The sequence below is a fragment of the Gemmatimonadales bacterium genome, from assembly GCA_041390145.1.
Lineage (GTDB): Bacteria > Gemmatimonadota > Gemmatimonadetes > Gemmatimonadales > GWC2-71-9 > SPDF01.
Genome location: JAWKQM010000005.1, coordinates 73,871 through 94,524 on the forward strand (window position 1 = coordinate 73,871; position 20,654 = coordinate 94,524).

The 20,654-nt window shown below is 70.2% G+C and carries 23 protein-coding genes; all 23 read left to right on the plus strand.

The annotated features are described in order from the left end of the window. Positions 1–199 precede the first annotated feature (199 nt). The 23 genes from rpsU to R2910_05365 all read left to right on the plus strand — a co-directional run bounded on the left by rpsU (position 200) and on the right by R2910_05365 (position 20,633). Positions 200–397 carry a 30S ribosomal protein S21 gene (gene rpsU / locus R2910_05255; protein ID MEZ4412371.1) on the plus strand — a complete coding sequence of 66 codons (198 nt, stop codon included), beginning with the start codon at positions 200–202 and terminating at the stop codon, positions 395–397. Beyond that, complete coding sequence (locus R2910_05260; protein ID MEZ4412372.1) at positions 390–830, plus strand: GatB/YqeY domain-containing protein; 441 nt, start codon at positions 390–392, stop codon at positions 828–830. The genes rpsU and R2910_05260 overlap by 8 nt, the downstream gene beginning before the upstream one ends. Next, positions 830–3,271: a Smr/MutS family protein gene (locus R2910_05265; protein ID MEZ4412373.1), complete on the plus strand. Its 2,442-nt coding sequence runs from the start codon at positions 830–832 to the stop codon at positions 3,269–3,271. Before R2910_05260 ends, R2910_05265 begins: the two co-directional genes overlap by 1 nt. After that, entirely contained in the window at positions 3,268–5,046 is a 1,779-nt protein-coding gene (dnaG, locus tag R2910_05270; GenBank protein MEZ4412374.1) for a DNA primase, read from the plus strand. Before R2910_05265 ends, dnaG begins: the two co-directional genes overlap by 4 nt. Positions 5,047–5,083: 37 nt before the next feature. After that, positions 5,084–5,794: a hypothetical protein gene (locus R2910_05275; protein ID MEZ4412375.1), complete on the plus strand. Its 711-nt coding sequence runs from the start codon at positions 5,084–5,086 to the stop codon at positions 5,792–5,794. A gap of 13 nt (positions 5,795–5,807) precedes the next feature. After that, positions 5,808–7,541 (plus strand): single-stranded-DNA-specific exonuclease RecJ, encoded by a 1,734-nt coding sequence (gene recJ / locus R2910_05280; protein ID MEZ4412376.1) that lies wholly within the window; start codon positions 5,808–5,810, stop codon positions 7,539–7,541. Continuing rightward, the gene (locus R2910_05285; protein MEZ4412377.1) at positions 7,541–8,056 is read left to right on the plus strand and encodes an RsmD family RNA methyltransferase; all 516 of its coding nucleotides are present in this window, start codon (positions 7,541–7,543) and stop codon (positions 8,054–8,056) included. Before recJ ends, R2910_05285 begins: the two co-directional genes overlap by 1 nt. After that, the gene (gene coaD / locus R2910_05290; protein MEZ4412378.1) at positions 8,053–8,535 is read left to right on the plus strand and encodes a pantetheine-phosphate adenylyltransferase; all 483 of its coding nucleotides are present in this window, start codon (positions 8,053–8,055) and stop codon (positions 8,533–8,535) included. The genes R2910_05285 and coaD overlap by 4 nt, the downstream gene beginning before the upstream one ends. Next, a complete protein-coding gene (locus tag R2910_05295) occupies positions 8,532–9,464 on the plus strand; it encodes a phosphate acyltransferase (GenBank protein ID MEZ4412379.1) in 933 nt (310 codons plus the stop codon). The genes coaD and R2910_05295 overlap by 4 nt, the downstream gene beginning before the upstream one ends. A gap of 14 nt (positions 9,465–9,478) precedes the next feature. Beyond that, on the plus strand, positions 9,479–9,814 hold the full coding sequence (locus R2910_05300; protein ID MEZ4412380.1) for an STAS domain-containing protein: 336 nt from the start codon (positions 9,479–9,481) through the stop codon (positions 9,812–9,814). A 7-nt stretch (positions 9,815–9,821) separates the two neighbouring features. Beyond that, the gene (locus tag R2910_05305) at positions 9,822–10,286 is read left to right on the plus strand and encodes an ATP-binding protein (protein MEZ4412381.1); all 465 of its coding nucleotides are present in this window, start codon (positions 9,822–9,824) and stop codon (positions 10,284–10,286) included. Between the two features lie 143 nt (positions 10,287–10,429). Then, positions 10,430–11,848 carry a GAF domain-containing SpoIIE family protein phosphatase gene (locus R2910_05310; GenBank protein MEZ4412382.1) on the plus strand — a complete coding sequence of 473 codons (1,419 nt, stop codon included), beginning with the start codon at positions 10,430–10,432 and terminating at the stop codon, positions 11,846–11,848. A gap of 3 nt (positions 11,849–11,851) precedes the next feature. After that, positions 11,852–12,646: a 16S rRNA (adenine(1518)-N(6)/adenine(1519)-N(6))-dimethyltransferase RsmA gene (gene rsmA / locus R2910_05315; GenBank protein ID MEZ4412383.1), complete on the plus strand. Its 795-nt coding sequence runs from the start codon at positions 11,852–11,854 to the stop codon at positions 12,644–12,646. Between the two features lie 33 nt (positions 12,647–12,679). Further along, positions 12,680–13,303, plus strand: a complete 624-nt coding sequence (locus R2910_05320; protein MEZ4412384.1) for a redox-sensing transcriptional repressor Rex — start codon at positions 12,680–12,682, stop codon at positions 13,301–13,303. Further along, the gene (locus R2910_05325) at positions 13,304–14,110 is read left to right on the plus strand and encodes a 3'-5' exonuclease (protein MEZ4412385.1); all 807 of its coding nucleotides are present in this window, start codon (positions 13,304–13,306) and stop codon (positions 14,108–14,110) included. Positions 14,111–14,266: 156 nt separating this feature from the next. Next, positions 14,267–15,172, plus strand: coding sequence for an MBL fold metallo-hydrolase (locus R2910_05330; GenBank protein ID MEZ4412386.1), 906 nt, complete (start codon positions 14,267–14,269; stop codon positions 15,170–15,172). 170 nt (positions 15,173–15,342) lie between these two features. Continuing rightward, positions 15,343–15,879 (plus strand): translation initiation factor IF-3, encoded by a 537-nt coding sequence (gene infC / locus R2910_05335; protein ID MEZ4412387.1) that lies wholly within the window; start codon positions 15,343–15,345, stop codon positions 15,877–15,879. Between the two features lie 30 nt (positions 15,880–15,909). After that, positions 15,910–16,104: a 50S ribosomal protein L35 gene (gene rpmI, locus R2910_05340; GenBank protein ID MEZ4412388.1), complete on the plus strand. Its 195-nt coding sequence runs from the start codon at positions 15,910–15,912 to the stop codon at positions 16,102–16,104. A 10-nt stretch (positions 16,105–16,114) separates the two neighbouring features. Further along, complete coding sequence (gene rplT / locus R2910_05345) at positions 16,115–16,498, plus strand: 50S ribosomal protein L20 (GenBank protein MEZ4412389.1); 384 nt, start codon at positions 16,115–16,117, stop codon at positions 16,496–16,498. Between the two features lie 95 nt (positions 16,499–16,593). Then, complete coding sequence (gene pheS, locus R2910_05350; GenBank protein ID MEZ4412390.1) at positions 16,594–17,658, plus strand: phenylalanine--tRNA ligase subunit alpha; 1,065 nt, start codon at positions 16,594–16,596, stop codon at positions 17,656–17,658. Next, on the plus strand, positions 17,655–20,030 hold the full coding sequence (pheT, locus tag R2910_05355; GenBank protein ID MEZ4412391.1) for a phenylalanine--tRNA ligase subunit beta: 2,376 nt from the start codon (positions 17,655–17,657) through the stop codon (positions 20,028–20,030). The genes pheS and pheT overlap by 4 nt, the downstream gene beginning before the upstream one ends. Beyond that, the gene (locus R2910_05360) at positions 20,005–20,310 is read left to right on the plus strand and encodes a hypothetical protein (GenBank protein MEZ4412392.1); all 306 of its coding nucleotides are present in this window, start codon (positions 20,005–20,007) and stop codon (positions 20,308–20,310) included. The genes pheT and R2910_05360 overlap by 26 nt, the downstream gene beginning before the upstream one ends. Continuing rightward, positions 20,307–20,633, plus strand: a complete 327-nt coding sequence (locus R2910_05365) for a cell division protein ZapA (GenBank protein ID MEZ4412393.1) — start codon at positions 20,307–20,309, stop codon at positions 20,631–20,633. The genes R2910_05360 and R2910_05365 overlap by 4 nt, the downstream gene beginning before the upstream one ends. Positions 20,634–20,654 lie beyond the last annotated feature (21 nt).

Genomic DNA, 20,654 nt, shown 5'->3' on the forward strand with positions numbered 1-20,654 from the left:
GCACCAGCGTGTGGAGACGGCGGCGGGGCGGCTGGAAGCGCCCAGTTTTGTCGGGCTCCTGCCGGGGCCTCCTCGCAATGAGAGAAGGGCTCTCAGCCCCCTATCCCCTGTCCTCTTGCTCCCCGGCCCCGGCCAGTCTATGTTTAATGACTGCATAACATTACCGCCCTGACACGGGCTGGAGAGGGGTGATTTGCTGATGTCCGAAGTCATCATTCACGATGACGAAAGCTTCGAGCGGGCGCTGAAGCGCTTCAAGAAGAAGTGCGAAAAGGCCGGGATTCTGTCCGACCTGCGCAAGCACCGCCACTACGAGAAGCCGAGCGAAAAGCGGAAGCGGAAAATGAACGCCGCCGCGCGCAAGGTTCGCCGTGGGCCCCGGAAGCCGCGTGTCTAATCTGGCAGACGACCTGCACGCCGCACTGACCGCGGCTCGCAAGTCCAAGAACAAGGACCGTACCCAGCTTCTGGGGACGGTCCTTGCGGCTCTCAAGAACCGGGAGCTGGAGCAGAATCGCGCCCCGACCGACGAGGACGTGCTCGACGTGCTGCAGAAGGGCGTCAAGATGCGGCGGGAATCGGTGGAGCAATACGTCAAGGGCGGCCGGGAAGACCTGGCCAGCCAGGAACGCGCCGAGATCCTGATCATCGAGGAGTTCCTCCCCCCGGCCGCCGACCCTGAGGAAATACGCACCGCGGTTCGTGCGGCCATCGCCGATGGAGCCACCGATATCGGCAAGGTCATGGGGCGGGTGGTGCCGCAGTTCAAGGGCCGCGCCGACGGCAAGGTGATTCAACAGATCGTCCGAACGGAGCTCTCGCTGGGATGATGGCAACCGAACCGGTCGAACAGAGCCACGGGGTGCAGGCGTTCAAGGACGCCGGCACCCCGTCCTCTTTGCCGGGGGGGGCAGCCGACGCCGCGCTTGAGACGCTCGAGTTTGGGCGCGCGCTCGATGCCGTGGCAGGGTTTGCCGCCGGTCCGCTCGGCGCCGCACGCATCCGCGCCCGCCGTCCGACCGGCGACCTCCGCTGGATTCGCCGGGAACTTGAGGGTGTCGAGGAACTGGCGGTGCTCTGCCGTCGGGATACGCCCCTCCTCGTGGAACCGGCGCCGGATGCCGCCAGCGCGCTGGCGCGACTCCGGGTGGAGGGCAGCGTGCTCGACGGAGTCGAGCTGGTGCGGATGCGCTCCCTGCTGCGCGCCTGCCGGCTGAACGCGGCCGAGCTCCGCCGGGTGGCGGAGGAGGCGCCGCTCGCGGCATCCCTGGCTGTTCCCGTCCCCGACAAGGCGCTCGACCGCCGCCTCGAGGCCGCGCTCGATGACGACGGGCAGCTGCTCGACGGCGCGAGCCCCGCGCTCGCCGCGGCCCGGCGGGAGGTGCAGTCGGCGCGCAGCCGGCTCATCAAGAAGCTCGAGACGATCCTCCGCGCCGCCGAGGGCTCGGGCGACGCCGGCGTGACGGTGCGCGGCGGCCGGTACGTGATTCCTGTCCGTCGCGACGCGCGGCAGCGGCCCGCCGGCATCGTCCATGACGAGTCGGCCAGCCATGGCACCCTCTTCCTCGAACCGACCGACGCGATCGAGCTGGGCAACGCCCTCCGCGAGGCGGAATCGGCGGAGGACCGGGAGCGGCTGCGGGTGCTCCGCGACCTGACCGAGATGCTTCGGCCGGCGTGGAGCGACTTGCGGGACGGTGCCGAGATGTGCATCCGGCTGGACGACCTCTCGGCCCGGGCCAGGTACGCGGCGGCCGTCGAAGGGTTCCGGCCGGAGATGCTGGCGGCCCCCGCGGCACTCGCCATCGTGAACGGACGGCATCCCCTCCTGCTCGCGGCGGGGGAAGCGGTCGTCCCATTCGATCTCTCGCTCGACTCGACCGAGCGGACGCTCGTCGTCAGCGGTCCCAACACCGGCGGCAAGACGGTGCTCCTGAAGGCCGTCGGCCTGCTCGCGGCCCTGGCACAGAGCGGCATCATCCCGCCGGTCGGCGCCGCGAGCCAGTTGCCGGTCTTCACCCGCTACTTCGCGGATATCGGCGACCACCAGTCGCTGGCCGCGAACCTTTCGACCTTTTCCGCACACCTGGCCGCGCTGCGCACCATCCTGACCGACGCCGACGATGCCACCCTCGTTCTGCTTGATGAAATCGGCAGCGGCACCGACCCGGCGGAGGGAGCGGCCCTCGCCGCCGCGGCGCTCCTGTCGCTCACCCGGCGCGGCACGATGACGCTCGCCACCACCCACCTCGGCGCGCTCAAGACGCTGCCGGAGCGGGACGCCGGGATCGTGAACGCCTCGCTTCAGTTCGACGCCGAGACGATTCGCCCGACCTATCGCTTCGAGAAGGGCGTCCCCGGTCGCTCCTACGGCCTGGCCATCGCCAGCCGACTGGGGATCGACCCCGCGGTGCTTGCCGAAGCCGAGGCCGATGTCCCGCGTGCGGCGCGCACCCTCGACGCCCTGCTGGCGGACGCGGAGCGCCGGTCACGCGCGCTGGAGGCCGGCGAGGCTGCGCTGGCGGAGCGCGACGCGGAAAGCGAACTCCGCGCCGCGCGCCTGGCGTCGGAACTGGAGGCGGTGGAGGCGCGTGACACCGCGTTGCGCCGGCGTGAGCGCGACGCGGAACGCCGGGCCCGCGAACAGGCCCGCGCGCACCTGCTCGAGGCCCGGCAGCTGGTGGAGCAGGCGCTGGGCGCCGCGCGCACCGCCGTGGACGAGGCCGCGGCGCGAGACGCGCGTCGGCTGGTCGAGGAGGGCATCACCGCGGAGGCCGCCGCGATGGCAGCCGAGGAGAGGGAGGAACGGGCCGAGGGGCAGGCGGTGGTCGTTGGCAGCCGCGTCCGTACGGGGGCGGCCGGGGTCGGGCAGGTGGTCGAACTGCGCGGCGACGGGCGGGCCGTCGTGATGGTCGGCAGCCTTCGGGTGGTGGTGGACACGCGGCAGCTTGAGGTGCTTCGCGGGCAGGCGCCGAAGCCGGCGGCCCACGAGCCGGTCCGCACCCACCACGCGCCGGCCATCGAGGCGCCGATGGAGATCGACCTGCGTGGCATGACGGGCGACGAGGCGGAAATGGCCACGCTGGCCGCGCTCGACGCCGCCGTGCTGGCGGACCGTCCGTACCTCCGGATCATCCACGGCATGGGGACCGGCGTGGTGCGGTCGCGTGTGCAGCAGCTGTTGAGTCGGGACAGCCGGGTGCGGAGCCACGCCTTCGCTCCGCCCAACCAGGGTGGAAGCGGCGCCACGGTGGCGGAGCTCAAGTCGTGAGTATCCCCGACGACGTGATCGAACAGGTGCGCGACACCGCGGATATCGTGTCCATTGTGGGCGACTCGGTGGACCTCAAGCGGACCGGGTCGGACTACCGCGGTCCCTGTCCCTTTCACGGCGGGACGCACCGCAACCTGGCGGTCATCCCGAAGAAGGGGATGTTCTACTGCTACGTCTGCCACGAGGCCGGGGATGTCTTCAGCTTCTTCATGAAGCGCTTCGGGATGGATTACCCGACGGCGGTGCGCGAAGTGGCGCGCAAGGTCGGCATCGTGATTCCCGAGCGGAGCGAGCGGCAGGGACCCGATCCGAACGAGCCGCTCTACTCCGCCGCCGCCGTGGCGCACGACTGGTTTGCGCGGCAGCTGCGCGAGTCGTCGGAGGCCGAGGGGGCGCGCAAGTATCTCCTGGATCGTGGCATTCCGATGGAGGTGGCGGCGGAGCTCGGCTTGGGATTCGCCCCGCGCCGCAAGGAGTTCCAGGCGGCCATGGCCGAACTCGGCGTGAAGGAAGACGACCTCGTTACCGCCGGGCTGGTGGTCCGGCGCGAGGACGGCAGCATCGGCCCGCGCTTCCGCAGCCGGCTCCTCTTTCCGATTCACGACCTGCGCGGCCGCGTGGTGGCGTTCGGCGGCCGCCTGCTGGGCCCCGGCGAGCCCAAGTACCTGAACTCGCCGGAGACGCCGATTTTTCACAAGGGCCGGTCGCTCTACAACCTGCACTTCGCCCGGAACGCCATTCGCCGCGAGGAGAGCGCGCTCGTCGTCGAGGGCTACTTCGACGTGCTGCGGCTGGTCCAGGCCGGCATCGAGCATGTCGTGGCGCCGCTCGGCACCGCGCTCACGGGCGACCAGGCGGAACTGCTCAAGCGCTACACGAAGACCGTGACCCTGCTGTACGACAGCGACCCCGCCGGGCTCCGCGCCACCTTCCGCGCCGGCGACGAGCTGCTGCGGCACGACGTCCGGGCCCGCGTGGCGACCCTGCCGGCCGGCGAGGATCCGGACACCCTCGTGCAGAAGGGCGGGGCGGCGGCGCTGCAGGCGGTCCTCGACGATGCCGTCGATGTGCTCGAGCGGAAGATCCAGATCCTGGAGCGCAAGGGCTGGTTCGAGGACGTGGAGCACCGGCGGGAGGCGCTTGACCGCCTGTTGCCGACCATTCGGGCGGCGAGCAACGCCATCACCCGCGAGCTCTATCTCGGCCGGGTGGCTGAGCGCTCGGGGGTCAGCAAGGAGGTGCTGCTCACCGAGGTCGAGGCGATGCGTGAACCCCGGGTCCATGCCCCGCCGTCGGAACGCCACCCTGCGCCCAGCCCGCGGGTGCCTGCGAGGCGGGTCAGCCGGATGGGTGGTGTGGCCGAGGTCGAGCTCCTCCGCGTGCTGGTGGCGAGCGACGAATACCGCGCCCGGGCCGCGCACGAAGTGCGGCGCGAGTGGTTCGAGGTACCGGTCCACCAGGAGCTGTTCGACGCCCTCACCGCGGAGCCCCAGCTGCCGGCGGCCGACCTCGCGGGACGGCTCACGCCACCCGCGATGGTGTTGTGGAGCGAGTTGCGCGAGGCCGGCGGCACCCTGACGGACCTGGTGCTGGATGATCACTACGCCAGCGCCTCGGAGGCGCTGGAGTTCCGCCCGCACTGGCGCGAGTACCAGAAGTTGACCGACCCGGGCGAGAAGTTGACCCGGAAGAAGGAACTCGACGCGAAATACGCCCGTGCCCTGCGCAAGGCGATGCAATGGCAAAACCCACGGCCGCGGACGCCGCAGTAACGGCCCCGTGGCCCCGACTCTCAACGAGGAAGACAGGATGAATCCCGATCTGGAAAAGTTGCTCGATCTGCAGGACAAGGACATGGCGCTGCTCGAGGTGGACGGCCGCCTCGACGAGGTGCTGGCCGAGGAGCAGGCCCTCGACGACGCCGTCACCACTGCGGAGGCGGCCATCGGCGTCGCCCAGCGCAGCGTGGCCGAGGCGATCCGTCGCCGGATCGAGGTCGAAGGAAGGGTGGAGACCTATCGCAAGCTGCAGGAGGGCCGGCGCAAGCGGATCGAGGTGTCCCGGCCGGGCAAGGAGACCACCACGCTGATGGCCGAGCTGGAGCTCTCGCGGCAGGTGCTGGCACGCGAGGAGTCCGACTGGTTCCGCGCCCAGGAAACGGTGCAGGCCCAGGAAGCCCGCGTGGCCGATGCGGAGGCGCAGGTCGAGGCGCTGAAGGCCGAGCAGGTCGAGACGCGCGCGGCTCTGGCAACGCGGAAGAGTGAACTGGAAGCCGAGCGCGCGGTGGCGCTTGAGGCGCGCGACAAGAGCGCCGCGGCCGTCGCCAAGCCCCTCCGGTCCCGCTACGAGCGGCTCCGCGGCTCACGGGCACCGGTGGCGGTGGTGGCGCTGGCGGGAGACGCCTGCGGCGCCTGCTTCACCGCGGTGCCGATGAATCGCCGGGCGCAGATGCGGATGTCGGGCGTGATCGACGGCTGCGAAGGGTGCGGCGTCATGCTCTACTACGCCGACGTATCCTGAGCGTGACCCGCTGATGGTCTCGGCGGCTTCGCCACGACCGATCCGCCTGGTGGTCACGCCGCAGCCGGATGAGACCCGGCTCTCGGCGCTCACCGCCGCGCTCGCGGTGCCCCGCGCCCTGGCCGCGCTGTTACTGCAGCGTGGGTTCGACGATGTCGAGTCGGCTCGTCGATTCCTTCGGCCGGCGCTGGATCACCTGGGCGACCCGCTGGCCCTCCGCGGCATGGCGGAGGCAGTCGACGCCGTGGCGTCCGCCGTGCGGGCCGGGCAGACCATCCTGGTGCATGGTGACTACGACGTGGACGGCCAGTGCGCCACCGCCCTTCTCACCCGGGCACTGCGGGTGGCTGGGGCGACGGTGGAACCGTTCGTGCCCCACCGGATGCAGGACGGGTACGACTTCCGCGAGGCGGGGCTTGCACGGGCGCGCGAGGTCGGCGCCGGGTTGATCCTCACCTGCGACTGCGGAATCACGGCGGTCGATACGGTGCGGACCGCGCGCGCAGAGGGGTTCGCGGTCGTCGTCACCGACCACCACCTCCCGGGCGACGAACTCCCTCCCGCCACGGCCATTCTCGACCCGCAGCTCGACGGCGACGACTCCCCTTTCTCCATGCTCTGCGGCACCGGCGTCGCCTTCAAGCTGGTACAGGCGCTGGTGCCGGCCCTTGGTCTGCCGTCCAATCTTCCGCTGCACCTCCTGGACTACGTGGCGCTGGCCACCGTCGCAGACGTCGTTCCGCTTCAGGGCGAAAATCGCGTGCTGGTGCAACAGGGGCTCAAGGTGCTCATGCGCAGCCGCTGGGTGGGACTGCGCGCGCTCATCCGCTCGGCGGGACTCGACGGGAAGTCGATTCGGGCGGGGCAGCTCGGGTTCGTCCTCGGTCCGCGCCTCAACGCCGTCGGCCGGATCGGCGACGCCAAGGACGGACTGCGCCTCCTGCTGACGGACGACGAGGCGGAAGCGAAGCGCCTCGCCGACCAGCTCGAGGTACAGAACGCCGAGCGGCAGGCGCTCGACCAGGCCATCCTCGAGGAGGCGATCGAGCAGGTCGAGACCAACGGGCGCCTCGACTCCGATGCCGCCATCGTACTCGCCGCCGAGGGGTGGCACGCCGGGGTGATCGGCATCGTCGCCTCGCGGCTGGTGGAGCGGTACGGGCGGCCGGCGTTCATGATCGCCTTCGGCGAGGAGGCCTCGGCCATGGGAAAGGGAAGCGGCCGGAGCATCTCCCGCTTCCACCTGCGCGATGCGCTCACCGCCTGCGACGACCTGTTGGAACGGTACGGCGGCCATCGCATGGCGGCGGGGCTCACGATTCACCGCGACCGGCTCGACGCCTTCCGCGAACGGTTCGTGGCGGAGGCCAATCGGCTGCTTCAGCGCGACGACCTCGTGCCCGAGCAGCGGGTGGACGTGGTCCTGGGGCTGGAGGAGGCGACCCCGGAGCTCGAATCGCTCTGCCAGTACCTGGAACCGTGCGGCATGGGCAACCCCGGGCCGGTCTTCGCCGTGCGCGGAGCGTGGCTCGACGGGGCTCGCGAAGTGGGGAAGGGGCACCTGAAGGGGGTCCTGCGGTCGGGAGGCGCCTCGCTCGAGGCCATCGGCTTCGGCATGTTCGACCGCGCGCCTGCGCCCTCCGAATCGGTCGATGTCGCATTCAAGCTCGAAACCAACAGCTATCGGGGCCGCGAATCACTGCAGGCCCGCCTGCTGGCCATCGTCCCCAGCTCAGGCATCGCGTAGTGCGGATCGTGGCCGGCGAGTTCGGCGGTCGCCGTCTCGCCATGCCGAAGGATGCCCGCGTCCGTCCCACCTCCGACCGGGTGCGCGAGGCGTGGATGAGCATCCTCGGGTCGGCACTGCCGGGCGCGCGGGTGCTCGATCTCTTCGCGGGGAGCGGCGCCCTCGGCCTCGAGGCGCTCTCCCGCGGGGCCATCACCGCCGAGTTCGTCGAGATCGGGTCCGCCTCCATCAGGGCACTCAACGCGAATATCGAGGCGCTGGGGGTCGAGGCGCGGTGCCGCGTGCACAAGGGAGACGCCATGCGGTATGCCGAAGCGCTCGGTGTGAACGCATTCGACCTGGCATTCGCCGATCCGCCGTACGACCACGATGCAGCCGTCCGCTTGGTTGGCCTCTTCCGCCAGACGCCGTTTGCCCGCATTCTTTCAGTGGAACATCGCGCCACGCTGGCGCTGCCCGGCGACGACTCGCGCCGCTACGGCGACACCGCCCTCACTTTCTGCTACGCGCCATGACCCGTATCGCGATCTATCCCGGTTCCTTCGATCCGCCGACCCGCGGGCACGAGGACCTGATCCGCCGGAGCCTGCTCCTCACGGATCGGCTCATCGTGGCGGTGGCCGTCAACGTGGCCAAGCAGCCGCTCTTCAGCGTCGAGGAGCGGTTGGCCATGCTGCGCACCGCCGTCGGTGGTGATCCGCGGATCGAGTTCGTGTCGTTCGAGGGGCTGCTGGCCGACTTCGCCCGCAGCACCGGGGCGTCCGTCGTGATCCGGGGACTCCGCGCCGTGAGCGACTTCGAGTACGAGTTCCAGATGGCGCTGATGAACCGGCAGCTGCACCCGTCGCTCGAAACGGTCTTTCTCGTGCCGGCGCTCGACCTGACCTATCTCAGTTCGAGCCTGGTGCGCGAGGTGGCGCGGTTCGGCGGTGATGTGTCGGCGCTGGTGCACCCGGCCGTGGCGGAGGCGCTCCGGGCGCGGTTCGCGAAGTGAGGACCCGCGCGGCCTTGCTGGACCGGGCACGGGCCCGCGGCGCGCGCGTCGTCCTGCCGGAAGGGGACGATCCCCGCGTCCTGGCCGCTGCCCAGCGCCTGCGAGACGAGAAGATTGCGGAACCGGTCCTGCTTGGCCCAGGGCATCTGGAGCCGACGCAGGATCCCCGCCTCGGCACCATCGCCGAAATGCTGCGCACGCGGCGTCCGGATCGGGTTCGGGACGGCGTCCATGCGCTGGATCTCGCCGCCGATCCTCTCCGCTTTGGTGCCGGTCTCGTGGCGCTGGGCGAAGCCGACGCCTGTGTGGCCGGCGTGGCCCATCCGACCGCCGATGTCCTGCGGGCGGCGCTCTGGGCGATTGGCCTCGCGCCCGGGTGCCCGTTGCTCAGCTCCGCGTTCTACCTGCTCTTTCCCGACGAGCGGGTGCTGACCTTCACCGATTGTGCGGTGGTGCCGGAGCCGACCGCCGAGGAATTGGCCCACATTGCGCTGGCCGCGGTGGGTGACCGCCGGCGCCTCATCGGCGACGCGCCGCGGGTGGCGTTCCTCAGCTTCAGCACGCACGGCAGCGCCGTCGGCCGGTCGGTCACGCTGGTTCGCGAGGCGGTGGCCAGGTTCCGGGAGCTGGCCCCGGGGGTTCCCGCCGACGGCGAACTCCAGGCCGATGCGGCGCTCGTGCCGGAAATCGCGGCCGGCAAGGCGCCGGGGTCGGCCGTGGGTGGTCGGGCCAATGTGCTGGTCTTCCCGAACCTCGACGCGGGCAACATCGCCTACAAGCTCGTGCAGCGGCTCGCGGGCGCCGTGGCCCTCGGACCGATGCTGCAGGGGCTGGCCCGCCCGATGGCAGACCTGTCGCGCGGAGCGACGAGCGATGATATTGTCGAAGTGGCCGCACTGGCTGTTCTGCAGGCTGATCCGGGCTCTTGAGGAGGTAGTCGTTCATGGCGTTTACCACGTCCAAGCATCCGAGCGGGGTCCTGGTCGTCGAAGTCGAGGGCCAGCTCATCGTCGGCAACCGGCAGGAACTGAAGGCCACCATCCAGCAGGCGCTCGACAATGGGGAGCGGAAGCTGCTCGTGGACTTTGCCAAGACCGGTTACATCGATTCGTCGGGGCTTGGCGCGCTCGTCTCGATTTCGAAGAAGGTCCGGGAGCAGGGCGGGGAACTGCGCCTCAGCGGGCTGAATGAGGATCTGCGCTCGCTCTTCGAGCTGACCAAGCTCGACACGCTCTTCGCGATCGCCGACGACTCGGCGCAGGCCCTCGCCGGCTTCTGATCCGTCCGTGACCGCGCCGCTTCGCCTCTGCGTCCGTCGCGCCGACCGGCCCCACCCCACCGGGATCGCCGTGGAAATTGGCCTCCGCATCCCAAGCGACGTGAGCCTCATTGAAGAGGTGGTCGAGCTGGTGGCCCGGCATTGCTTCGCGGGATGGGACGCGCCCCGGCGGGCGCGCTTCCGGTTCCGGGTCGCGCTCTCCGAGGCCCTGGCCAACGCGATGGTCTACGGCAACGGGCAGGAGCCCGCGCTCTGCGTCGAGGTGCGCGCCGAGTGCCTTCCGGACGCCCTGCACGTCCACGTGACGGACGAAGGCCCGGGATTCGACCTCGCCGCCATGCGCGACCCCGTGATGCCCGACGACCTCGAACTCCCGTGCGGGCGCGGACTCTTCCTGATTCGCAACCTGATGGACGACGTGCAATTCACTCCCCCGGGGAATTCCATCTGCATGACGCTGCGCCGCACGTAGAGCGGGTCGGTCCCGTCCTCGAGGCGCTCGCCGGCCTCGTCGGCGGGCGCCTGCGCGCCTGGCGGTTCGACGGGCGCCGCGTCCGTGTGGTCGGGGGCGACGATCCCGGCTGGTCTCCCATGGTGCCGCGGGAAGCCGGGCTGGTGCCTACCCCCACCGGGACCGCGTGGTTCGACGCCGTGCCCGGCATCGACGGACTCTGGTTCACCCTCGAGGACCTCGACGCGTTCGGGGCCGAGGCCGCGGCCGCCCGCCTCCGGCCGGTCCTCGGCGCGATGTTCCACACGGAACGGCGCGCCATCGAGATGGGGGCGGAACTTGCCCACCGCTACGAAGAGATCGACCTCCTCTACAGCATCAGTGAAATCCTCGGACAGACGATTCACCTCGAAGAGGCGGCGCGGACCATCCTCCGCGAGGTCAGCGGCGTCGTGGCTGCACGCCGCTCGTCGATCATGGTCTATGACGAGACGCTCGCGCGCCTCCGCGTCGTGGCCACCCGCGGGTTTCCGGCCCGGACGGAGGCGAGCGTGGAGCCGAACGATCCCGACTCGGTGGCGGCGCGGGCCTACCGGGAACGGCGGCTGGTCGAGAACCCGCCCGGAGGCGACGGGGTCGGCGGCCCGCGCGGCTACCGGGGGGGCGCCTACCTCTCCGTGCCGATCATCTACGCCGCGCCTGGCGGGGCCTCCCGCTGCGTCGGGGTCATCAACCTCACCGACCGGCTGGGCGCCGACGCCTTCGAGCCCGGCCACCGGAAGCTGGTGACCGCGGTTGCCAACCAGATCGGCGCGGCGGTGGAGAACGCGCGGCTCGTGGTCCGCGATCTCCAGCAGCAGCGGCTGCGGCGGGAACTGGAGCTGGCGCACGATCTCCAGCTGAAGCTGATGCCGTCGCCCTCGGAACTGGCGGGCGACGCCGAGGTGGCAGCGCGCTGCCTGCCGGCCGAATCGGTGGGCGGCGACTTCTACACCTTCAACCGCTTCGGGCACGGCCGCGTCGGCGTGATGCTGGGCGACGTCTCCTCACACGGGTTCGGGGCCGCGCTGGTCATGGCGATGGTCATCGCCGCCGCCGGCATCCACGCCGGCGGCTCCGCCACGCCGAACGAGACCCTCGAGCGCCTCCTCGACAGCATCGAGGAGGACTTGGCGAGCACCGAGATGTACCTCACCGTGTTCTACGGGGTGCTCGATCCGCGGGCCGCGCAGCTCTCCTACGCGAGCGCGGGTCACCCGCACGCCTGGCGGATTCCGGCCGAGGGGGCCCCGGAACGGCTGGAGGCGACCGCGCCCCCGCTCGGCCTCGCGGCGCGAGGCAACATCGAGCTCCGCCAGGTGCCGTGGAAGATGCACGCCGACCTGCTCTGCCTCTGCACCGACGGGCTCCTCGATGCGCGCGACGCGGCTGGCGAAGCGTTTGGTGAGGCTCGGCTGCTGAGCGGAGTCGGGTCGCGCCGGCACCTCCCGCCCGAAGAGATTGTGGCGGCGCTGATCGCCGAGGTGAGCGCCTTTGCCCCGCACCCGGCGGACGACCTCACCCTGCTCGTGCTGCGAATCTGAGCGGTGTCACGACCCAAGCGCCGGCTCGGCCAGCATTTCCTGCACGACCCCCGCATCCTGAATCGGCTCGCCGAGGCGGTGGGCGCCACGTCCGACGACACCGTGCTCGAAATCGGGCCCGGCCCCGGCGGACTCACCGAGGCACTGGTGCGCGTTGCGGGCCGCGTCGTCGCGATCGAAAAGGATGCCGAGATTATCCCGGCGCTCCGGGCGCGCGTGCCGCGTGCCGTGATTGTCGAAGGTGACGCGCTGGAGCTGGACTGGGTCGAGTTGGCCGGGGGGCCCGGGGGACTCGTCACCGGGAACATTCCCTACAACATCACCTCGCCGCTGCTCGACAAGGCGCTCACGCCCCCCCGCCCCCGCCGGATCGTGTTCCTGGTCCAGAAGGAAGTGGCGCTCCGGGTGGGTGCCGCGCCGGGGACCAAGGAGTACGGCGCCCTGACGGTCGGCATCCAGGCGGTGGCGAAGACCGAGGTGCTGTTCACCGTCCCGGCGGGGGCGTTCAAGCCGGTGCCGAAGGTGGACAGCGCGGCGCTCCGGCTCGAGCCGCTATCCAGTCCGCTCATTGCCGACGACCAGGTGCGGAGCTTCCGCGCCTCGGTGGTGGGGCTCTTCGGATTCCGGCGGAAGCAGCTGGTGCGTGCGGTACGGGAACTGACCGGGTGGGACGCCGAGCGTGCGGCGGGAGCGGTTGAGCGGGCGGGCCTGCATCCGACGGTGCGTCCGGAGGTGCTCTCGCCGCCGGAATTCCTGCGGTTGCATTCGGCCCTCGTTGACGGTGGGTGGCGACCCTAGTAGCTTTGTGAAACATTTCACAATGCTAGGTGCATGCGGAAAATCGCCGACAGTACCGTCCGACGACTCTCGCTCTATCTCCGGTTCCTGGAGGAGTTCGAGGGGCAGGGAATCGAAACGATCAGCTCCGGGGCCCTCGCCGGCCGAGGGGGGACGACTTCTGCGCAGGTGCGGAAGGACCTCTCCTTCTTCGGCTCCTTCGGGAAGCGCGGCCTCGGGTACTCCGTGCCTGAACTGGTGCAGGCGCTCCGGCAGATTCTCGGCCTGACGCGCCACTACCGCGTGGCGCTCATCGGTGCCGGCAAGATCGGCAGCGCGCTGGTGCAGAACCGTGGATTCCGTCGCCGGGGATTCGACTTCGTGGCGATCTTCGACCGGGACCCGGCCAAGATCGGTCAGTCGCTCGGCGGCGTGCCGATCGAGGATGTGGCGCAGCTCGAGGCGAGCCTCGGCCGGCATCAGGCAGACATCGCCGTCCTGGTCACTCCTCCCGAAGTCGCGCAGTCAGTGGCCGACCGTCTCGTGGGGCTCGGCATCAAGTCGATCCTGAATTTTGCGCCGCTGCAGCTGGTGGTCCCCGCCGATGTCACCGTCAAGACCGTCAATCTCGCCCTGGAGCTCGAGGCGCTGGCCTACCATCTCGCCAATCCGAACTGAGTGACCGGACTCACGGCGCATCCGACCTCGACCCTGGCCGACCGCGCGCTCGCGCTGCTGGCGGAGGGCCCGGTGGACGCGATGGTGCTCGCCCGCGACGTGATGGGCCTCGCCGCCGCGCCCCCCGCGGTGGCGGCCCGCCTCGCCGTCGCCCTCCTCGGCGCCGATCCGCGGGTGCGCCAGCTCGACGATGGCCGATGGACCCTCGCGGGCGGGGCGGAACGGTCCCCGCTGCTGTCGGCGTGCACCTTTGCCGTGGTGGACGTCGAGACCACCGGCATGCGCGCCTCCGGCGACGACCGGGTGACGGACATCGCCGTGGTCCTGGTGCAGGGCGATCGCGTCGAACTGGCCTTCGACTCCCTCATCAATCCCGGGTGCCCCATCTCCCCGCAGATCACGGCGCTCACCGGCATTACCGACGCCATGGTGGCCAACGCGCCGACCTTCGACGCGGCCGCCGACGCCATCCTCGCCGCGCTGGCCGGCCGGGTGTTCGTGGCGCACAACGTCCGGTTCGACTGGAGCTTCGTCAACGCCGAACTCCGCCGGAACCGCGGCCTCTCGCTCGACGGCCCCCGGCTCTGCACCGTCAGGATGTCGCGCCGGCTGATCCACGGTCTCACCTCCCACGCCCTCGACCATGTCACCGCGCACTTCAATCTCGACAACGGCGCGCGGCACCGCGCCTCCGGCGACGCGCTGGTGACCGCAGAGATCCTCCGTCGCTTGCTCGCCATGGCGATGGAGCAGGGAGCGACGACCCTGGAGGACCTGGAAGGGTTGCTCTCGCGCAAGACCCGGTAGCCATCGGCGCCTGCTTCGGTACCGACGCTCTGACAACCTGGACCCCGGCTTTCGCCGGGGTGACGGCTGTACCACCTTTCTGCCCCGCTGCCCCGCTGCCCCGCTGCCCCGCTGCCCCGCCTTTCTGCCCCCCTGCCTCCCTGCCTATCTTCCAACATGCCCCTGACCCACTCCTTCTCCATCGGCTCACTCCGGTGCCACACCCTCGAGGCCGGCCTCCAGCGCCTCGACGGCGGGGCGATGTTCGGCGTGGTCCCCCGGACCCTCTGGACCCGGCGGATCACACCCGATGACCGGAATCGCATTCCGCTGGCGATGCGCTGCCTGCTGGTGGAGCACCCTGACGGGCTGGTCCTGATCGACACCGGGCTGGGGAACAAGGAAGACCCGAAGTTCACCGACATCTACGGCATCGAAAACACCGGGGACCCGGGGCCGACCCAGCTTGAGGACGCCCTCCTCGAACTGGGGTACCGCCCTGGGGACATCCGTTGGGTCATCAACACCCACCTCCATTTCGACCACGCCGGGGGCAACACAACGGCCATGCCGCTGCCCGGCGGCGGCACCGAGGTGCGCCTCAGCTTTCCGGAGGCCACCTATCTGGTCCAGCGGGGGGACCTCGACTTCGCCCGGCACACCAACGAACGGACGCGGGCCAGCTACCTCACGCACAACTTCGAGCCCGTCGCGGCCGCCGGGAAGTTCCGCCTCCTCGAGGGTGATGGCGAAGTGCTCCCCGGCATCCGGGTGCGTGTCACGCCGGGTCACGTGCCGTACCACCAGTCGGTGCTGGTTTCCGACGGCCCAGACACGCTCGTCTTCCTCGCCGACCTGATCCCCACGTCGGCGCACCTTCCACTGCCGTGGATCATGGGATACGACGTGGAGCCGCTCCGCACCCTCGAATCCCGGCGGGCCATCCTCCGGGACGCGGTGAACGGGGGCTGGTTGCTCCTGTTCGAGCATGATGCCCGGGTGGCATACGGGAGGGCCGTGGAGGCCAAGGGGGGCGCCGCCCTGATGGACGAGGTCCTGGCCCCCGGCGTGGACGCAGCTTGACATAATCGGCTGTCCCGTCTAGACTTTGCGCACTTGAAGCGGGGGCAGATCCCCCCACCCTGAGCCCGGCATCGTGCCGGCGTGAACGGGTCCCGAGGTCGTCACCAGGCCGGATGCATCAGCCGTGGCGCACGTGGACATCCGTCATCTCAGGATGTCCTTTTTCTTTTTTGGCCGGAGGCGTTCCACTGTCCACAGACCGCGACAAGCGCGTACGCGTCAACCGTCAGATCCGGATCAGCCCGGTGCGGGTCATTACGGCAGAGGGTGAGCAGCTCGGTGTGCTGCCGATCGAGGAGGCGCTCGCCGCCGCCCAGGATCGGGGGCTCGACCTGGTGGAGGTGGCACCGACCGCCCGTCCCCCCGTCGTCAAGATCATGGACTACGGCAAGTTCAAGTTCGAAGAGGCCAAGGCGGCGCGCGCGGCCAAGAAGAAGCAGCACGTCATTCAGCTGAAGGAAGTGAAATACCGGCCCGGCATCGACGACCACGACTTCGACTTCAAGACCCGCCACGCCCGTGAGTTCCTCGGCGACGGCAACAAGGTCAAGGTCACGCTGATGTTCCGGGGCCGCCAACTGGCCCACATCGACCTTGGTCGCGCCGTGCTCGACCGGGTGATTGCCGCCCTGGCGGACGTCGGCAAGGTCGAAATGGATGCGAAGCTTGAAGGCCGCAACATGACGATGGTGATCGCGCCCAAGTAACGGCGCATGATTTCGAAAGGGTAGCGCGTTATGCCGAAGATGAAGACCAAGCGGGCCGCCATGAAGCGGTTCAAGAAGACGGGGTCGGGGAAGCTCAAGCGCTTCCACGCCAACCACAGCCACATTCTGACCAAGAAGAGTCGGAAGCGGAAGAACAAGCTGAAGAAGGTGGCCTACGTGAGTTCGGCCGACTTCCCACGCGTCAGCCGCCTCCTCCAGGCGTAAGGGAGATACCATGCCTCGCGTAAAGAACGGTCCCGCGCATCACGCCCGGAAGAAGAAGATCATGAAGGCCGCCAAGGGTGGCTTTCAGTCGCGCAGCAAGCTGTACAAGGCCGCCAAGGAGAACGTCGAGCGCGGCCTGGCGTACGCCTACCGCGACCGCCGCAAGAAGAAGAGCGAGTTCCGTGCGCTCTGGATCACGCGCATCAACGCGGCGGCCCGCCAGCACGGCCTCAGCTACAGCCGCTTCATGGACGCCCTCAAGCACGCGGGCGTGGAAGTGAACCGGAAGGTGCTCGCCGACCTCGCCGTCCGCGACGCCGACGCCTTTGCGGCCATCGCCGAGGTGGCGAAGGCGCACGTGGCCAAGGCAGAAGTGGCCAAGGCCGCGCACTAACCGCCGGGCTCCCGGGCTCGGTCGCGCGTGGGGCCGGTCGCCATGCGCGGCCGGCCCCACTGTCGTTTTCACGCTCCGCTCCCTCCGGATTCGCCATGGCCGAGTCCCACCCACAATCGTTGCTCGACGCCCTCCGGCCCCGCCTTGCCGCCGTGCCGGAGCTCGATGCGGCCGCCCTCGACGCGGAACAAATTGCCGTGCTCGGACGGAAGAGCGGCGCGCTGACAGCCTTGCTGCGGTCGCTGGCGACCCTCCCGCCGGATGAACGCAAGGCGGTCGGCGCGGCGGCCAACGAGCTCCGGCAGGCGTTCGAGGCGGCGTTCCAGGCCCGGTCGGCAGCGCTCTCCGCCGACAGCGGACCGGCCGCCGCCGGCCTCGACCTCACCATGCCGGGCCGCCGCCGCTGGGTGGGCGCGGAGCATCCCGTCACCAAGGTGGTCGAGGAGATCTGCGAGATCTTTCACGGCCTCGGGTTCAATCGCGCCGTCGGACCCGAAGCCGAGACGGAGTGGATGAACTTCGGCGCGCTGAACTTCCCCGCCGATCATCCTGCCATGGACATGCACGACACATTCTACCTCGACGTGGGGGGCGACGTCCGCCCCGGCGACGGGAAGGCCGTCCTCCTCCGGACGCACACCTCGCCGGTGCAGATCCGCACGATGATGGGCGGCCCGCCGCCGTACCGGGTCGTGATCCCTGGCGTCGTGTACCGCAAGGACCCCTTCGACCCGTCGCACGCCCCAGTGTTCGCCCAGATCGAGGGACTCGCGGTGGACGAGGGCATTTCGTTCGTCGATCTCAAGGGCACCCTGCTGCATTTCGCGCGGCAGTTCTTCTCCGCGAGCACCAAGGTGCGCTTCCGCCCGTCGTTCTTCCCGTTCACCGAGCCGTCCGCCGAGATGGACGTGTCCTGCTACCTCTGCGGCGGCAGCGGCTGTTCCGCCTGCAAGGGGACCGGGTGGATGGAGATTCTCGGCTGCGGCATGGTGCACCCCAAGGTGCTCGAGAACTGCGGCGTGGACGCGGAGACGTACACCGGCTTCGCCTTCGGCATGGGTCCGCAGCGGATTGCCATGCAGCGCTATGGCATTCCCGACATCCGGCTGCTCTACGAGGGCGACATGCGGTTCCTCGATCAAATGGGACGGGCCCCGTGAACGTCTCCCGTCGCTGGCTCGAGGCCTTTCTCCGCCGCCCCCTGGAGTCCGCCGACGTGGCGAGCCGGCTGGCCGCGCTCGGTGCCACCGTGGACGCCATCGAGGAACTCCATCCCGGACTGGGCCAGGTGGTCGTCGGGCTGGTGCGTGACACGCGGCCGCACCCGAACGCCGATCGCCTCCGGCTCTGCGACGTCGACGACGGGAGCGGCACCATGCGCAACGTCGTCTGCGGCGCGCCGAACGTCACCGCCGGCCGCAAGTATCCCTTCGCGCCGGTCGGCTCGACGCTGCCTGGCGGGCTCACACTCGAGAAACGCAAGATCCGCGGCGAGGTGTCCGAAGGGATGCTCTGCTCCGCGCGCGAACTTGGCCTGGGCCAGGAGCACGACGGCATCCTGGAGCTCACCACCGACGCCGCGCCCGGTACGCCATTCCTCGACGTGATTGATGTCGCCGACGAACGCCTGGTGGTGGATGTCACCCCCAACCGTCCCGACCTCCTGGGTCACAAGGGCGTCGCGCGGGAGCTGGCCTTCTCATTCGGCACCACCTTCCGGCTCCCCGCCGTACCCGGTTCCGACGGCCCGGCCATGCCGACCCCGGTGCGCGCCGGCGCGGAGGCGACGACCGGCGGCGTGCGCGTCGCCATCGAGGATGCGGCGGGCTGTCCGCGATTCCTCGCCGCCGTGCTGCGCGGCGTGCGCGTGGCCGCCTCGCCCGAATGGCTTCGCGCCCGGGTCGAGGCGATCGGCATGCGGTCCATCAACAACGTGGTGGACGCCACCAACTGCGTCATGTTCGAGCTCAACCAGCCAATGCACGCGTACGACGTGTCGCGGCTGAAGGGCCCCGCCGTCGTGGCGCGGCGTGCCCGGCCCGGCGAGCGTCTGACCACCTTGGACGGGGCCGACCGGGCACTGACCGGGTCGATGACCGTCATCGCCGACGCCGAGGGTGCGATCGGCGTGGCAGGGGTCATGGGCGGGGCGCACTCCGAGGTGTCGCCGGAAACGACGGACCTCTTCCTCGAGTGCGCCTATTTCGAGCCGCAGGGAGTCCGTGCCACGCGGCGCCAGCTCGGGCTGAGCAGCGAGGCGAGTTATCGCTTCGAGCGCGGCGTCGATCTCTGGAACGGCCCGGAGGTGCTGCGCCGCGCGGTCGAGATCATCCAGTCCGCCGCCGGCGGGACGCTCGACGGCGAACCGGTGGATCTCTTCCCGCAGGTCACCCACCCGCCCCGGATCTTCCTCCGCCCCAGTCGGGTGGCACAGGTCCTCGGCGTGGACGTGCCGTGGGACGCCATCGAGCGATATCTCGTCGCCATCGGCGCCACGGTGGTGTCGAAGCCGGAGGATGGCCGCATCGCGGTGGACGTGCCCGGCTGGCGCCCCGACCTGGTGGCGGAAATTGACCTGGTCGAGGAGGTCGCCCGGCTCCACGGGTACGACAACTTCCCGACCGAACTGCGGCCCTTCCGGGTCGGCGACCTGCCGAACGCCCCCTCCGAAGCCATCGATGCGGCGCTTCGGCGCGGGCTCGTGGCCGAGGGCCTCTACGAGGTGCAGACCCTTCCCTTGGGGCCGGAGGATGGCCCCGAGAGCGTGCGGCTGCTGAATCCGCTCTCTGCCGAGGAGGGATTCATGCGGTCCCGGCTCCTGCCGGCGCTTGTGCGCCGGGTCGAGGGGAACTGGGCGGCGCACACCAGGGACGTCCGCCTGTTCGAGGTGGGGACCATTTTCCTCAAGGGAGCCGCCGGGGAGCCGCCGCGCGAGGAGCGTCGGGTGGCCGGCGTCGTGACGGGTGCCCGGGAACCGGCCCACTGGAGCTCGGCGGGCAAGTCGCCGGATGCAGATCACTGGGATCTCCGGTCCCTGTTCGAGGCGGCGGCGGCTCTGGCGTATCCCGCGTCGAGGGTGCAAGTTGAAGGGGGCGATTGGGTTGCCTCCACACCGGATGGGCGGGTCGTGGGCCGGGCCGGAGCGCTCAAGGCCGACGCGCCGCCGTGGGCGGCGCCGGTCCTGGGGTTTGAAATCCAGATCGACGCGACCCCCCGATCGACGCCCGCCTTCGTGCCCCTGCCGGTGAACCCCGCGGTCACGCGTGACCTCTCGCTGGTTGTTCCAGCCGAGGCGACGGCGGCCGATCTCGGGGAGGCGATCCGGCGGGCCGCCGGCAAACTGATCGAGGCGGTCCTCGTGCTCGATGAGTACCGGGGTTCTGGCGTGCCTGCCGGCCACCGTGGCCTCGCTTTCCGGCTCCGGTACCGGGCCCCTGACCGTACGCTGCGTGACCAGGAGGTGGACGCCTCGGTCACCAAGGTTCTCAAAGTCCTGCGGGAGCGGCATGGCATCGAACTACGAGCGTCCTGACCTCGCGGCACTCTCCGAGCTGGAGCTGTTGCTCCGGCACCTCGGCGAGGAAGTCGCGGGCTGGCGCCGGCGCACGCTGAAGGCGGAGGCCGAGCTGCAGGAGGCCCGGACACGCGGAGGCGCGCTGGCCGGGCCGGAGCTGCTGCAGGCGCGGCAGCGGGTCATCGAGCTCGAGGTCGAGAATCAGGCGCTGCGGCAGCGGATCGAGGGGGCCCGGGCGCGGTTGCAGTCGCTGTCGTCCCGGCTGGCCTTCCTCGAGACCGAGGAGGGTGCGGCGTGAGCACCACCAAGAACACCGTGCAGGTGTTCATTGCGGGCGAGAGCTTTACCGTCAAGTCAGAACTGCCCCCCGAGTACACCCGTGAGGTGGCTGCCTACCTCGACACGGCGCTGCGGCACGTGAAGACGACGATGCCGAGCGTCGAGACGCACAAGGCGGCGATCCTCGCCGCACTCCAGATCACCGATGAGTTGTTCCAGGCCCGGCGCGGGGACCGCGACGGCGCCGCCCGACTGAGCGTCCTGCTCGACGAAGTCGCCCGACTCCTGCCGCCAAACAAGCGCGGCGGGCGCGCCGCCGGGATTCCAGCCCCGGCCGACTGAAACCAACGCGTGGCGGCTCCG